Annotated in this window: 14 protein-coding genes and 2 pseudogenes; all 16 read right to left on the bottom strand. The window is 45.6% G+C overall.

What is annotated here, in order from left to right; translation table 11 throughout:
* Window positions 1-191: 191 nt before the first annotated feature.
* Window positions 192-839, bottom strand: coding sequence for a pentapeptide repeat-containing protein (locus EIM92_RS18530; RefSeq protein WP_125084083.1), 648 nt, complete (start codon window positions 837-839; stop codon window positions 192-194).
* Complete coding sequence (locus tag EIM92_RS18535; RefSeq protein WP_125084084.1) at window positions 823-3,051, bottom strand: DEAD/DEAH box helicase; 2,229 nt, start codon at window positions 3,049-3,051, stop codon at window positions 823-825. The genes EIM92_RS18530 and EIM92_RS18535 overlap by 17 nt, the downstream gene beginning before the upstream one ends.
* A complete protein-coding gene (locus tag EIM92_RS18540; RefSeq protein ID WP_125084085.1) occupies window positions 3,048-4,388 on the bottom strand; it encodes an ATP-binding protein in 1,341 nt (446 codons plus the stop codon). The genes EIM92_RS18535 and EIM92_RS18540 overlap by 4 nt, the downstream gene beginning before the upstream one ends.
* A 37-nt stretch (window positions 4,389-4,425) precedes the next feature.
* Window positions 4,426-6,012 (bottom strand): TerB N-terminal domain-containing protein, encoded by a 1,587-nt coding sequence (locus tag EIM92_RS18545; protein ID WP_125084086.1) that lies wholly within the window; start codon window positions 6,010-6,012, stop codon window positions 4,426-4,428.
* Window positions 6,013-6,108: 96 nt separating this feature from the next.
* Window positions 6,109-6,357 (bottom strand): hypothetical protein, encoded by a 249-nt coding sequence (locus tag EIM92_RS18550; protein ID WP_125084087.1) that lies wholly within the window; start codon window positions 6,355-6,357, stop codon window positions 6,109-6,111.
* A gap of 113 nt (window positions 6,358-6,470) precedes the next feature.
* Window positions 6,471-7,811, bottom strand: a pseudogene (locus tag EIM92_RS18555) (ABC transporter ATP-binding protein).
* An 83-nt stretch (window positions 7,812-7,894) separates the two neighbouring features.
* On the bottom strand, window positions 7,895-8,218 hold the full coding sequence (locus EIM92_RS18560; RefSeq protein ID WP_125084088.1) for a DUF5316 family protein: 324 nt from the start codon (window positions 8,216-8,218) through the stop codon (window positions 7,895-7,897).
* Window positions 8,219-8,338: pseudogene (locus EIM92_RS24340) on the bottom strand (N-acetyltransferase); the annotation flags it as partial.
* 186 nt (window positions 8,339-8,524) lie between these two features.
* Window positions 8,525-9,409, bottom strand: coding sequence for a copper amine oxidase N-terminal domain-containing protein (locus tag EIM92_RS18570; RefSeq protein WP_246021050.1), 885 nt, complete (start codon window positions 9,407-9,409; stop codon window positions 8,525-8,527).
* Window positions 9,410-9,478: 69 nt separating this feature from the next.
* Window positions 9,479-10,285: a GNAT family N-acetyltransferase gene (locus tag EIM92_RS18575; RefSeq protein WP_125084090.1), complete on the bottom strand. Its 807-nt coding sequence runs from the start codon at window positions 10,283-10,285 to the stop codon at window positions 9,479-9,481.
* Between the two features lie 73 nt (window positions 10,286-10,358).
* Window positions 10,359-11,240, bottom strand: coding sequence for a phosphotransferase (locus EIM92_RS18580; RefSeq protein WP_125084091.1), 882 nt, complete (start codon window positions 11,238-11,240; stop codon window positions 10,359-10,361).
* Window positions 11,241-11,429: 189 nt separating this feature from the next.
* Window positions 11,430-12,512, bottom strand: a complete 1,083-nt coding sequence (locus EIM92_RS18585) for a DUF1835 domain-containing protein (protein WP_125084092.1) — start codon at window positions 12,510-12,512, stop codon at window positions 11,430-11,432.
* Between the two features lie 29 nt (window positions 12,513-12,541).
* Window positions 12,542-12,997, bottom strand: coding sequence for a VanZ family protein (locus tag EIM92_RS18590; protein ID WP_125084093.1), 456 nt, complete (start codon window positions 12,995-12,997; stop codon window positions 12,542-12,544).
* 38 nt (window positions 12,998-13,035) lie between these two features.
* A complete protein-coding gene (locus EIM92_RS18595) occupies window positions 13,036-13,686 on the bottom strand; it encodes an SMI1/KNR4 family protein (RefSeq protein ID WP_125084094.1) in 651 nt (216 codons plus the stop codon).
* Window positions 13,687-13,751: 65 nt separating this feature from the next.
* Window positions 13,752-14,261, bottom strand: a complete 510-nt coding sequence (locus tag EIM92_RS18600) for a GNAT family N-acetyltransferase (protein ID WP_125084095.1) — start codon at window positions 14,259-14,261, stop codon at window positions 13,752-13,754.
* 54 nt (window positions 14,262-14,315) lie between these two features.
* On the bottom strand, window positions 14,316-14,708 hold the full coding sequence (locus EIM92_RS18605; protein WP_125084096.1) for a VOC family protein: 393 nt from the start codon (window positions 14,706-14,708) through the stop codon (window positions 14,316-14,318).
* Between the last annotated feature and the right edge of the window lie 465 nt (window positions 14,709-15,173).

A 15,173-nucleotide genomic window follows, 5' to 3' on the forward strand; every position in this document is an offset into this window, starting at 1 on the left:
GTCATGATTTCACCTCACTTCTCCGTTTACAAAAAAACGTAGATAGCTTTATCTTAGGCTGAGTCGGTTGTTGTTTAAGCTACTTCCATGATTATACATCTGACAACTAAGGTATAAAAGCCCTTAACAAAAAAAAGACAGCCCTCCATAAGAGTTCTGTCTTCTCATTACGATAGTATATGCCAAGAAGGTTAATACTTGACCTTCACTCCGAACAGCCTAGCGAAACCGATCGCTTGCTCTGGCGACACGGTACAGCCCGCCAAAGCCGATACAGGGATATTAATCCGCTCATAAGTGCAAGTGCTGATATCCATACCTTTTAGCGAGGTTTCCGTAAAGTCCGTTTCACTCAGGTTGCAAGCATCCAGCTGTACCCCCTTGAACTTGCAGCCATAAAAATTAGCGTTCTGCAAAGAACAGTCGATCATCTTTACCTGCTTCAACGAAGCCTCCACCAGATCAACCAGATTCATGACGCAATTTTCGAACGTTACATGGCCAAGGTTGGCCTTGGACAAATTGACGCCCGTTAATTTGCAGTCCTTGAAATGAACGCGGTGAATCACACCCTTCTCTAGCACAGCGTTGGACAGGTCACAGTTTTCCAATACAACGTCCGTCATATCCATCCGCTCAAACCGGGTATTGGAGAAAGAGCAGCCACGAAACCGCATTTTGGCTAGGATGCATTTCTCCAAAACCTCATATTCCATTTGTCCTCCGCTAACTAATCCATTAACCATCTCTTGATCCTCGCTGTCGAGCAAATCACTGAAGTCGAATTCGTCCAAACCCGACGGTAGTTGAGGAACCAATACTTTAACTTTCGCCGCCATTCCCGGTCTCCTTACTATCATTTTTATCTGAAGCAAACGCCTCTGTCAGCCCTGTTACATCTAGCCCATCCACAGCAAAAGCTCGGCGCACCAACTCAGGGGGTACAAATTCATCATACTTGCCGAGGTATGGCGCTTCATCTGCAGCCAGCAGCGCTTCAGGATCAGCGACCACAGCCAGCTCAGCCTGAATACCTGCCAGCAGCTCTGCAGCGTCTGCTCTTCCTGAAACGATCATATAATACGGTTCCATCGGGACAATCTGACGCAGTCCCATCGCTTCTGCGAGATTATGCTTCAAAAGACGCTCCAAGGTACGGAATTGCTTGCTTCCCACCCAGGGCAAAATAAACAGTGAATCACCGCCAGCTGGAATGACCGGACTCCGCAGCAAGCCGCTTTCCCGGGCCAGCCTGCGCGCACGTTCCAAACGGTTCACCGCGCCGGGTGCCAAATACGGATACAGCGTCTGCTCCAGCAGCACCTGGCGCATTTTTTGCAGCACCCGTGTATGAATATCGCCCCCGGCTCCAAGCCAAAGCGTGTCCACCTTGCCTCTAGAGGATTTTACGTATACCGCCTTGTGCTTGCTGTCCACTTCCTCTACCTTCCACAACTTGCCGGCCAACGTGAAGCAGTATCCTGGCGGCGGTACAGTCGTGATGCTTCCGATCTCCTCAGAGCCGTTATACACCGCGTGTTCCTCGTCATCCTTAAACACCGCCAAGAATCGAAAGTTATTCACAATCTTCTCTCCGCCAAGCCCGATGATCAGCGTGCCTTCCTCCGTCTGTTGAATATGGTCGGTCTGCAGTAGATAGCGCAGCAACTGCTTGAACTCATCCGGCTCAATACCGCGAAATACCGGCAAGGTCAGCACCGCCCGCGCCAGTTCGGCAGGCTCCGCCTCGCCGATACTCTTGAGCGTGCTCATTGTCTGATGATAAAGGACGCCAATCGGCTTTCGGCGCAAATCCAGCGGCTCTACCCAGCGTTCGCGAACGTACAGCTCAATGACCGCGATTGCCCGCAGCAGTGTCCACGGCATCCGCGCAGGCAGCTGCGCCTCCTCATCCTCTTCTTCCGCGCAGAGAAACATCATCTCCGACGCCTGGTCACCTCGGCGGCCAGATCGGCCCAGCCGCTGCACAAAACTGGAGCAACTGTACGGCGCGCCGAGCTGTATGACCCGCTCAAGCTCACCAAGATCAATACCGAGCTCCAGTGTGACTGTCGCTGCAGCCACCGCTGGCCCAGGGCCAGAGCGAAGCGCTGCCTCCGTCTCCTCGCGAAGCATCGCCGATATGCTCCCGTGATGTACGTGGAACACGTCACGCTCCTCCCGCTTCGCGGCAATCCGGCGCAGCTCCAGCGTCGTCAGCTCGGCATCGGAGCGGCTATTGGTGAAGACGAGCGCTTTTTTTCGGTGGGTGTGATCATATATAAAACTGTAATATTGCTGCTTCGCCAGCTCTAGATGCTCAGCTTCCCGTTCATCCCGGGCATCCGGGAACGAAAAATGCTCCACCGACAGTTTTAATTTCCGCCCGCCCTGCGGAGACACCACCTCGACAGGCTGAGCGGTTCCCGCCCCAAGCCAGCGTGCCGCAACCTCGTAATCACTTAGAGTAGCGGACAGGCCAATTCGCCTCGGTGAACAGGAAGCCATTCGCTCTAAGCGGATCAACTGACTTAGCACCTGAATGCCCCGATCCGCCCCCATAAACGCATGAACCTCATCAATTAGGATGTACCTCAGATCATGGAACAAGGCGGGAATTGCATTCGGCCGATTCATGAGCAGCCCCTCCAGCGATTCGGGCGTAATTTGCAGGACGCCAGAGGGTCGCTGCATCAGCTTCGTTTTCTCCGCTTGGGAGACATCACCGTGCCAATGCCAAACCGGCACCTCTCCCTCCCGCAGCAGCTCGCTAATCCGCTCGAACTGATCGTTGATCAATGCCTTCAGCGGCCCAATATATAGAATGCCGACAGACCCGGAAGGACACTCGTACAGCTCCGTAAGTGCAGGAAAAAAGGCCGCCTCCGTCTTGCCAGAAGCCGTTCCAGAGGCGATCAACAGATGATGGCCAGTATCTAACAATACGCGGCAGGCCTCGATTTGCGCCTCGCGGAGGCTGTCCCATTTTTTGCGGTAAATGTATTCCTGGATAAACGGTGCCAATCGAGAAAAAAGAGAAATGCCGCTCATAGCTCAAACTCCGCCAGGAAATCGTCCAATTCATCCTTCTCCCCGCTCTTTCGGCCCCTCACACTGGCAGCATACTCCTGCTCCCGCTCCCCCATTAGCTCCTCAAACGAAAGCCCTTTATACTGATGCAGCATATGTAGCATGTCCATGAAATCCCGTACCACCTCACGGGTCGTTAGCAACTCCTCGGCACCCAGCCGATTCACCGCCGCCTGCATGAAGGCAACCAGTTGTTCATCCGTAAGCCGCGTCTCATAGCCGAAGTGCTGGGCATGAATGTCGCTCAGTTTTTGTAGTAATATTAGGATTTCCTCATGGGACAGCATGTCCAACTTTAGAATCGGCGAGGTGTACGTCCGGCGTGTACCACTGCTGTAGCGCCCGTCCATCAGCCGCGAACGCAGGGCATCATAACTGAACAGCCCTCTGCGCTCGTCCTCCACAAACTGTGGTGTACCTCCTAGGTAGATGCCGAGATGTTGGGCTTTGCCTTGCATTGTATCGTTGAACATCGTCAGCAGCTTCTCGTAATTGCTCTGACGGGAAATGCTGTTTGTGATTTTATACAAATTCACACCTTCATCAATAAACAGCAGAAGCCCCTTATATCCAATCCGTACCGCAAACTCTGCCCATAGCTTCATGTAATCATACCAATTGTCATCGTCAACGATGACGCCAACCCCAAGCTCTTTACGCGCTTCCGTTCGGGTCGGGAACTCCCCGCGCAGCCAGCGCAGCGCTGCCGCTTTCAGGTCATCGTCCTCCAGCTTGCAGCCTTTCCAATAAGCAGCGAGCACCTTGGCAAAGTCAAACCCATGCACCAGATTCTGCATTTCATTACACACTGCGTAAATCCGCAGCTCTACCGCTTCGTGCAGCGCCGGATCTCCGGGACGCAAGCCGGATGCCTGCATTTGTTCCTGCTGGAGCGAAGCGATCCACTTTTGCAGCATCGTCTCCAAAGCACCGCCGTCCGGTCTCGTTCGGGTAGATATATTCATCATGAGCTCCCGGTAGGTCGCCAGCCCCTGCCCTTTCGTTCCTACGAGCCGCCGCTCCGGCGACAGATCTCCGTCCGCTACGACAAACTCTCGATCCATAGCATAATTGCGCATCATTTGCAGCAAAAAGCTCTTGCCGCTGCCATACCTTCCGGTAATCAGACGAAAAGCCGCTCCACCTTCCGCGATGTTCTCCATATCCTGCAGGATCGAGGCTACCTCGGCTTTTCGTCCAACTGCAATATGTTCCAGTCCGACCCGAGGGACTACCCCCGCCGTCAGAGAATTCACCAGCGCCGTGGTAAGCCGTTTCGGAATCCGAATTTGCTTCACTCATATCACCTCATTGATTTGAACATATTTAGATATATTAAAAACCGCTGCCTCCAAGCATACTTTGGAGCTCTGCTCGGTACTCCTCCACAATCTCATCGCCATCGACGAGCAAGTCACCCATCCATTCCATGGATATTTCATTAATCTCATCGAGCAGCAGCTCAGGCATGGAGCCAGCCTGCTCGGCAATTCTGAATCGTGCCGCGGTATTCTCTCCATTAAGCAGAACGGAGAGCAATTCGCGATGAGCGCCGGAAAGCTGAGCAAATAGCTCACGCCATTCCTGGGAAAGCCCTGTCGCAGCAGCCTCGGCCGCGATTTCAACCTGCTTACCGCCTTCACTGCTAACTTCCTCATCCCGGCGCTTACTGTAGGCGCTCATAGACCCAGCACGAAGTACAGGCTCAATCTGAAGGCGCTCGAAATCGATCTCCACCTGCTCCTCTGCCATCAGCATATCCCGCACCTCATCCGATTCCCGCTGCAGCCTATGCAGCTTCACCGTATTTATCTTAACTTTGGACAGATGGACTCTGGCCTTCTCCACTTTGCGCTGCTCAAGATCTCTGTGCAGGTAACGGACAACCAGTTCCTCCACCGCCGGCTCGATCGTGATTCCCCTCAGCTTTCCCCTAAAACCTGCAAGCTCGCGCAGCTTGTTCTCGGTAAACCTGGCCAGTTGGGTCAAAAACGAACGCAATGGAAGGTGTTCACTGATCGGCAGGACACTTACCGAAATGCTGCGGCCATACAGCTCGTGATCATATACTGCAGTACGGAACAGCGGTCTGCTCACTTTTTTCTCGCGGGGCATAAAACGCTCCAGCAGCCTGGCCCCCTCAGATTTGAATAAATATGCGTCCACTATAGACACCACCTTCGGGACATAGAGCTGCAGATCCTTTCGCCCTTGCCCGGTATAAAAGCGACTCTTCTCCACATCATAGTCGATCATCGTCCGCAGCATGTCCCATGTCAGCACAAGCGGCTCAGCGGTAAACCTGCGTTTCCATTCCAGCTCCTTGAGCTCCCTGGATAAACCCCGTGGGAGCTTCTGAAGCGGTTCGGCAGGCGGCACCTCCAATTCGAACACCAGACTGTAATCATACAGCCATTCGCGTACATATCCATCCAGCTCCGGATAACGCTCGCGGTAAGCCAGCCAAACCCGACGCATCAGCTCATAGCCTTCCGCGGGTTCACTCCATCCAACTCCATGTATAAGCTCATACAAGTACACAAAAAGATACGATAAATCCGTATCCGGATACCGCCCGGAGCGTACCTCTCCCCGCCAATACAGATACCAGCGCAGTTGCCTCGGCTGCATTTGTTCATATGTGGGCCAGTATGCGTGAAAAGGGATGAACTCTGCCACTGCTTCGTTTTCCCACTCCAGCACCCGGGCTTGCTCGACAAATTGTCTTTCACGGGAGACATAGCGAAAATCGCGCTGCCAGTCCATTTCCCGTTCTTGATGATCCGAGCTGACCACAATGGATTTCGCCTGCTCCGGCCCCTGCTGTTCCAGCTCGATCTCAGCAAACGTAAGCTGATGCTCCTGTATTCTTCTTTGGTTATTATTTATATGATCAACGTGTCTATCCGCTCTATCGTTCATCGTCCACAGACCCCCATAGACTCACTACGACACTATTATACCACCAACACGAAAGTTTGTTCGCATTTTTCACAACGATTGAAGGACTATATTTCCTTATTGCTCTATGTCCTTCAGCAACTCATTTTCAATTTCTTCATCGCTCATATTAAAATCGTCTTTATCCTCGATTCCTAACTTTTCCTTGATTCGCTGAATATCGCTATACATCTCCCTATTCCTGATATACATGCTAAGCACCAATCCAAAACCAACAGATATGAGAGCCAGCGTTCCTGTAGGTCCTATAAATAGAGAAATCAATAAAGCAATAATAATCGCGACAATCGTGCCAATAGCACTCATTTTATTCCCCTCCTGTACTTGTTATTTGTTGTTTTAGACATATCCTCTGAAAAAAAGAGCGAGTTTGTGTTGGTCTTCCCACCATTAATCTCGCTCTAATCTTTATGTTAGCTTTATGCATGTTGATATTGATATTGCGCTTGATGCAGCCTGCTGTAAATTCCCCCGGCAGCAATGAGTTCAGCGTGCCGCCCTTGCTCAGCGATGCCGCTCTCGTCGATAACAATGATCCGGTCGGCATTTTTGATGGTCGCTAGACGGTGAGCGATAACCAGTGTCGTCCGTCCGATCGACAGCTCGGCCAGCGATTGCTGGATCGCCGCTTCGGTCTCCGTGTCCAGCGCCGATGTCGCCTCGTCAAGAATCAAAATCGGCGGATTTTTAAGGAACATCCTGGCAATAGCAAGCCGCTGCTTCTGCCCTCCAGACAGTTTAACGCCCCGTTCACCAATGACCGTATCCATCCCATCAGGCAATTGGCTAATCATCTCCTCCAGAGATGCCCGTCTCGCCGCTTCCCAGATTTGCTCCTCGGTGGCCTTCAGATCTCCGTACATGATGTTCTCTCGAATCGTGCCCGCGAAGAGGAACACATCTTGTTGAACGATACCGATATTTCTACGCAGCGACTGCAGCGTCATCTCTCGGATATCCATGCCATCCACCGTGATCCGTCCTTCGTTCACCTCATAGAACCTCGGCAGAAGGCTGCAAATCGTCGTTTTACCAGCGCCAGAAGGACCAACAAATGCCACCGTTTCCCCCGCATGTATTGACAGATTAATGCCATTCAGAATATTTCGATCCGGCTCATAGCCGAACGTCACATTTTCAAAACGAATATCGCCTCGCAGCTTATCGACCGCGACAGCAAGATAAAGGCCATAAATTCACCCAGCTCAATTTTCCCTTGGATATAAAACCAGGCCCCACACACCATGACAAAAATAGTAATCAGCCTCGTCAGCATGTAATTGACCGAGATGCTCTTGGCCATCGTCTTGTAAGCCATTAGCATCGTCTCGCGGTAATTCATGTTGTCAACTGCAAACAGCTTTTTCTCATGTTCTTCGTTCGCGAACGATTGCACAACACGAATTCCCCCAACGTTTTCCTCAATCCGGGCATTGAAATTGCCAACATTAGCAAACAACCTGCGGTAGGTCCTGGTCATCTTCCCTCCAAACACGATAATCAACCAAGCCATAATTGGGATGATGACCCCAGTAGGTGACGATATAGTTCAAAATAGTATTCAGTGCATAAACACATAGCAGCCCAACACTTGCAAGCACAATCATGCTCCAGTTTCCTCCCGGCAGCAGATCGTCGATAAATTTGCTTATGGCTAGCGGGAACCCAAGCTCCAAGACACCCGCGATGACCGCGCAGCTGAAATCCAGCAAAAATAAGCCTTTATAAGGCCGGTAATACGAAAAAAATCGACGCCACATTGCTATTATGTCTCCTCTTTACATTAGTTGACTTTACCTTGTTTCATACATGACACTTGTTTAAAGAACGATCGGGGAGAAATTTATTTTACGACAAAAAAAAGGGCTATTGCCATCAAGAAAAAAGGGAAGCCCAATAGAAAAAACGTAGAAGTTAACTTGTTTCTTAACTCTTTATCTTCAGCCGATTCAATCTTCCTATTGGCTCTCATTTGAACCCCGCTAATAAAAGTCCCGTTGAGAATGCCCGCTAGCAGCAGCATAATAACTCCTATTCCGCCCGTAATGTTTATAGCCAGCTTCCATTCCCAAAAGAAGCCTACGGATAAAGATAACAAGACACTTAGAGTTATTCCGAGCAGCAGCTTTTTAATCGTAATTCCTCCTATCTGCGAAAATGAGTTCATTCACCATAAATTTTTAGTAAAAATTATTTCGAGCGGAGCATTTTCTTGCATTAAACATCCGGCATCCTTATACCCAAGCTTTCTATAAAAGTGCTGTGCCTCTTCATCGGATTGCGTTGATATTCTATGTAAAAGTCCTCCAGATACGGATTGAGGAGTAACTACCATCTCTCCAAGATGAAGGCTTCTACATAGTTTATCCAATTGTAAACCATAGGACGCGGCACTCATAAATTTTCCAACCTCCAGGGGAACAAAATAAATGTTTAATCCATAGTTCTCTCCTTCGCTTTGACTAGTTCGCCACTAATGACGTTGAGGTCTGATATCTATACGGTTCTCCCCCTCGATTGACATGACTGAGTCCTTTAATCCATCATAATAGAACTTCCCCAGCTCCTTATCGTTCCCTTGAGCGTCCACAATTCCATAAGTAAATAAGCTAGCCATAAATTCATCTAAGAAATATACATAGCTTTTAAAATCTGGTTTCTTCCCCCACTCCCGGTTAGCTACGTGATCCATCTGCCACTTATGTATCGCGAGCCCTTCGTCATTGATTTCATAATAATGTTCGCTATAACCAGCAGCATTAAATGTAAACCGCAACGCTTCACCTTCTGGAAAGGTATAACGGAAGTCGTGATAGCCTTCTCCGAATTGGAGCTGTGGCGCTTCTCCATTTACTCTCGTTAGTTTGAGCGCAATTTTACGCGCTTCTGTAAGATCTCCTTGCATTAAAATTTCATATTGAGCCTGCCCTGTAGGGGTACGAACGATTACACGACCATTCTTAGCATTAAACTCAATATGCGCCCCAAACGTCTCCGTGATAAACCGAAGCGGCACATAGGTTAGGCCATTTTTATTAACAACCTCAGCATCTAATTGCATTTTTTTGCCGTTAACCGTAGCTGTCTTTTCTCCCACTCGAAGCTCAACTGTTGTGGTGTTATCTTTGTCATGGACCGAAGCGATTCTCGTCTTGGGATCATAAGCATAAACAAGCCATTCTTGGTCGGTCAATGCTCTTATAGGCACCCATATTCGTCCTCCCATCGTTATAGCATTATGCTGATATTCTCCATTTACGAAAACAGCAGGGGCTGCATATGCGGAAGAGCTCACAAAGAAGAAGCTTCCGAGGATTACGGAACCAATCAGGTATTTGATCCATCTTTTCAAGAACATCCCAACTCCTTTTTCAAATTTACAAATATTAGGACGTTAATATAGCGGAAAAGTTCCGTATCATTAAGTTCAAAGCTCTGTCCAAGTTGTTCTTACATAACCCATCTTCATACCTATAATCTCCATATTTCTATGGCTTTGGGTTAAAAAACCGGCCTGGCCAATTACGATATTGCAATGGGTTATTGTCGCTTCATATATTCTTCTTCGTATTAATGCTTGCTGAAGACCATTATTTCGGTATTCGGGCAATGTTCCAGCAAAAGTTAGAGACGCCACCGAATCCTTCATATACATGACACCTACGGCAGCCGGAATATCACTCTTCATGGCTACGAAAAATTTCCAGCCTGGTCTACCGCATAAAATGAGATTATTTTGAGCGACATGAGGAATGCCTTCATCGGGAAGTCCAGTACTCCGGCAATGAATAGTTGCATAGGTTTGAATTTCCTCTGCGGTAATCTCCCTGATCCTTATATCACTTAACTCAATAATAGAATCGTCTACTATTGGATAGTATAACGATGTATGGAATCCCGATTGATAATAACCGCGTTGGGCAAGTTCTTGTAATAGTGCCTGATTCACCCGCGATGGAACAATTTCAAATTGAACTTTTCGCTTTCTAGATTTATAAAATTCAACAATCTCGTCAAGTAATTCAATCTCATTAGTGTTAATGCCCTTTACCGTATTAAAAGCTGGCCAAGGCATTGTTTCACTATATAGCGCTAATGCGTTGCCAAACGATTTTATCTCAACACCCTCAGGATTTCCTGGTCTTTCTTGAATAGCTTTCATCCTGTCCAGCATATAATCCCGTTCAGACTTTTCTATTAAGTTGACTGTCTCTTGGGTTAAAGTTTGTGACATAGTGGAGCACCTCACCGTTTTGGATTACCCATAACCAAAGGTGGAATCCCTCGGCATTAGGGTTGTGACTATTTTAATATTCTTCGAGTTGTCTACATATTTTTTTCCAATCTTCCCATGCCTTTTTATATTCAGTAAAATCACTGGGGTGATGTTTTATGCTAAGCCCTATTCGGCAGTATAGTTGGATGAGTGTCTCCGCAATCAACCTTGATTTGTTTACTCGTCCCTGTTCAAGAGATTCATAAGCAGCAATTAGCGTCTCCTTATTAAGATCATCAGGCGAAGAACAAAAAGCATAAATAAAATCGTAAATGATAGGTCCAACCATAGGTGATGGATCAATTACACCAACCAAAGTTGAGTCATGATATACGAAATTATGAACCCCTGTATCTCCGTGCAAAAGGAATCGTTCTCCTTGCTCTAAGTCATTCGCAAACAAATGATCTGCTGTTGATTTAACAAGCTTGTAATCATCATTTGACAACTCGTTTCCGATATTTATTCTAGCTTCCTCAATACTTATATCATTGAATTCTTTCCATGACTGTCGCGGGTATTCTAGCCTTCCCCACATACTTTCGCCCTGATACTTAATATAATTATTGAATAAATCCTGAGTCAGTTTTTTTAGCCAACTCTTCTTTATTCCTCGATCTACATGTGTTGTACCTTCAATAAAAGAATAAACTAGATATGTACTGTCTTGTGATGAATGTAGGATATTGGGTAATAATATCGAATTTTTATAAACGCTCAACAATTGTTCTACTAATTGAATTTGCTTTGGGGAATCGTATTTCAAAATATATTTGTCGTCTTTAGATGATTCCACTCTTAAAACAAGCCCATCTGTCGTTCCTGACAATCTTCGTAGTCTAATGATTTCATCATTCATACCGTGTAGTCTAAATAGCTTATTAATTTCATTTAAGGTCGGTTCAAGTAACATTCTTTCTTCTCCTTATTCTCCACTAATCCATGCTTATTTTTCCTTTTCCATTAGAACTCGATGCTTTTGATTCAGGTCATCTAATGACCTTTGAAGGCCATCCATCCTCCTTAATCCCGCATATTGGTTTCCAATAATTCCTGCTAGTCCAATGAGAAGTACAATAACAAGAAGTAAATTCATATTTGTTCATCCCCTTTCAGAGCCTATTGAAGGTTTTCTTAGATCTTTTGATATTTTTGTTTTACCTTTGCGTCTAACGCTGTAATACCTCATTGCTGCAGGAACGCCCTTTATTTCAAGAACCCCTTTGTAAATCAGCTCCCTCAACCGGTATTCAAAATAAGAGTCCCCGATATACTGGTCGCAATAACCAAGGGCCTCTCCAATCACACGGGCTGCCTTAATAAACCCATTCCCTTCCACAGGAGGACTTATCTTGTCTAACTTCTCCAATAAATATTGATCGTAATAATCGTCAGGCACCCCAATCACTGCATCTTCCCGCCAAATACGCAGGACTTCCCCCTGCTCCGTGATCGCCTTCCATTCCTCAGCCAACCGATTGATGTCAGTACTCGGATTACTGCAGTCATCTACGCGAAGAAATACTTCCTGAAGCCGATCGGATGGAATTTCCTTCGAGTACATATAAACGATGGTCGTTTCCTTGTGCCTATAAAGCTCTTTACAAATTTCACAAGTATCATATACCGCGATTGTATTGCTGCTACCACGCAACAAATAAAGCGCATGCCTCATTCCCACCTGCTCGATGACACTGTTCCCCGTCCAGACAATAACTTTTGCCTGTTTAGGAATGTGCTCGAGCTTATTTAGAAGCTCATTATATTCTTCTTCAAATTCGGTGTAATCGATATAAGCATCCGTAATATTATCCCGGAACCAATCGCTTCGGGCTTTTCTTCCTTCTAGCGCGTCCAAATCTCTTAACGGGCCAATCGCGTAATTTTCTCCAAACGTAATCATCTTATGCGTATCCGCCCAGCCAAGTGCTTTTAATGCCTGTCTTATACTTCCTGAAAAAGAGTCGCCAAATGCAATATGGACATGGGTACAGTTCGGCACAGGATCCCAGAATGTTCTTTTTTCCTGAAATCTCATTAAATCATCATAGTACTCAATTAAATTAGCAACAGCAGTTTCATGCGATTCCTTCTGTTCTTTAAGCAGTTTAATCTCCGCTAAAATAAATCGCAAAAATGCCTTTGCTTCATCAGCTCCTATGTGATCCAATTGTTTTGTATTCATCTCTTTTTAACTCCCGATATATTTTATTCTCACAGTTGTGCTCTTATTTTTATGTAGCGAATTAAATCGTACATGCTAATGCCAATCAGACAACCTACGAAGTTTAGAATAATATCATCAACATCAAAATAACCAAGCATAGTAATAAACTGAAGAGACTCTATTCCTACTATACTAGCTAAGCAAACCACGCTTGTAACATATTTTCTGCGAATCCTTGTAAGACCTGATATAAAAAAACCCAGCGGAACGAAAGGTACTATATTTCCCAAAACATTAAACAACACATAATCACTATTTATATTTCTTAAATATGATTTAATACTCCGAAATGGAGTCAGGTTATAGTTCCAATACCCCTGATTCCTATTCTCTTGTATTGAAATAATTCTATCCACAAATGATTCATTAAATTTGAACACCACAAAAGATAATAGCAAAAAAATATAACAGAAAAATAATATCTTCCATGCTCTTGAATTCACTAGGGAACCTCCGGGATCTTAACACTTAATAGTAACCATTATATTTTTAATCCTAAGCCCTTTCTAAACTCTTCAGCATTTTCACTGTGAGGGTTTAATCCATCCTTCTTATTAACTACGAAAGGCAGCCACTGCCAATCTTCTCCACCCACAAAAGCAAGCCTCGACCATCTGTCAAGAAAATCAATATAATTTCTTCCTAGCGTATATCCGTGCCCATTCCCATCATCATGACTTAAATATACAACTGGTGGATCCTCATCCCCATTTAGATCAAACGCGATATAGTCTCCGTTCCCTACACTTAAAAAAGCCAACTTATTATGCCAAACTCTATCGTATGGATCATTGGGATTAAAGAAAACATTTTCGACCCATTCCTTCCTCTCTTTATCCAAATCAACCATCAGGTTTAATCCCAAATGAGGTGTCCCCCCGAATATTTCCCTTAAATTATCAGGCAAGCTATATTCATCGGGTAAAAACCACCAAAAACTAAAGTTAGACGAAAACTCTAACATCGCTTTTCTGAAACTATACGGCAGTCTGGATCCTAGCTCTTCTTCAACTTTTAAAATATCAATTTCTCTTGCGGGTCCATCAATTACTAATTCCGGGACTTTACCACCAATTTCAATAATCCTATTTGAAGTAGCACTGATTCTAGCTTTTAATAACCCAAAGTCCATGAATATCCCTCCATTTCAATCGATGTTATTTGCAATATCAACCATTCGCATAAATAGCCCCAAAATTATCGTGCGTCTAACTTGATCCAATATCGACAAATTCCATTTGTTATGGAATCAAGCTCCCCAGCATTTCTTTCTATTACTTTCCTGGAGGGTTCATTGATTTCATCGCAAGTAATTAATAGCTCATAAATACCTCGTTTAGTTGCTTGCTCAATCATTTTGCTGAGAACAAGCTTCCCATATCCCTTACCTCTCTCAGTTGGCCTAACGATGTACCCAACATGGCCTCCATACATAAGCAAACTCTCATTTAATTGATGCCTGAGCTTCCCGTATGCCACAGGTCTATCATCAACATACAACCAATAAATCGTCTCAGGCACATAACCTTCAGGGAGTTCTATTCCCTTCAAGCTTTTAACAAACTGCGGCAAACTTCTTTTAAATTCTTCAAAATCATGATCCGGAAAATGGGGTGTAAAACCATTCTCCCCTTGGCCTATTTCTTGTATCATCTCAAAAATATCTTGACCTTCTGCTTCTCTCAGCTCTTTTAATTCAACCTTCATCAAAATAACCTCCCTTGCAATGTTCTGCCCTAACAATACCTGGTTGCGCACATCCTACTTCCAAATTTCCATGCGTTCATCCAAGTTTGACGTGTGTAATTCTAGTTCAATTCCATCGGGATCCAAAAAATTAATACTCCAGCCTTTACCTCTCTTTATCGGGCCTCTTACAATAGTTACGCCTTTTCTCTCAATCACGCTTACTGCTTCCTGAAAATCATCTTCGTTTATATAAAATGCTACGTGATCGACGCCCATACCTTTTTCTATTTTCTTATTCAATCCTGGTCTTTGAATCAGGCAGATCCAGGCCGATCCCCACTCTAGATAAGCATCCGCTTTTCCTTGATGCCTCAATTTCATCATCAATAAATTACAATAAAAATCCAATGACCTATCCAAGTCACTTACATTTATCGTGACATGACTGAAGCCGACGACATTCATACTTGATTCCCCTTCTTAAGCCCGTTTCCTCATACCCTTCTCGTTTTAGACCGACTAAAATCGGTTCATATAGAACATCAACAAGTCTCCTTCACCTGTTTTCCTAATTGCAAAAAGACCCAGCCTAGGTGCTCTTCTCTTAGGCTGGGTCGTTTGTTGTCTAAGCTTCTTCCATGATTATACATCTGTAAGCCAGGGGACGGTAGACCCTATTGCGACAAATATACATCTTAGGGAAATTTAGTTTATCCGTATTTTAGAAAACAGCCCCCACTTGGACAGCGCATAACCTAGGCCGGGTTGCTTATTAACTTAGTTTCTTCCATGATTGCATATTTATTAACCATCAGACGGTAGGCTCTCAGCTCGACTTCCGCATTCAAAGTATTGTTATTGAATAAAATGTTTAATATAGGTATCATTATTATAACCATTGGCAATCTTAACCAATTTCTTGATAGGGGA

The sequence above is a fragment of the Paenibacillus lentus genome, assembly GCF_003931855.1.
In the GTDB taxonomy this organism is placed as follows: domain Bacteria; phylum Bacillota; class Bacilli; order Paenibacillales; family Paenibacillaceae; genus Fontibacillus; species Fontibacillus lentus.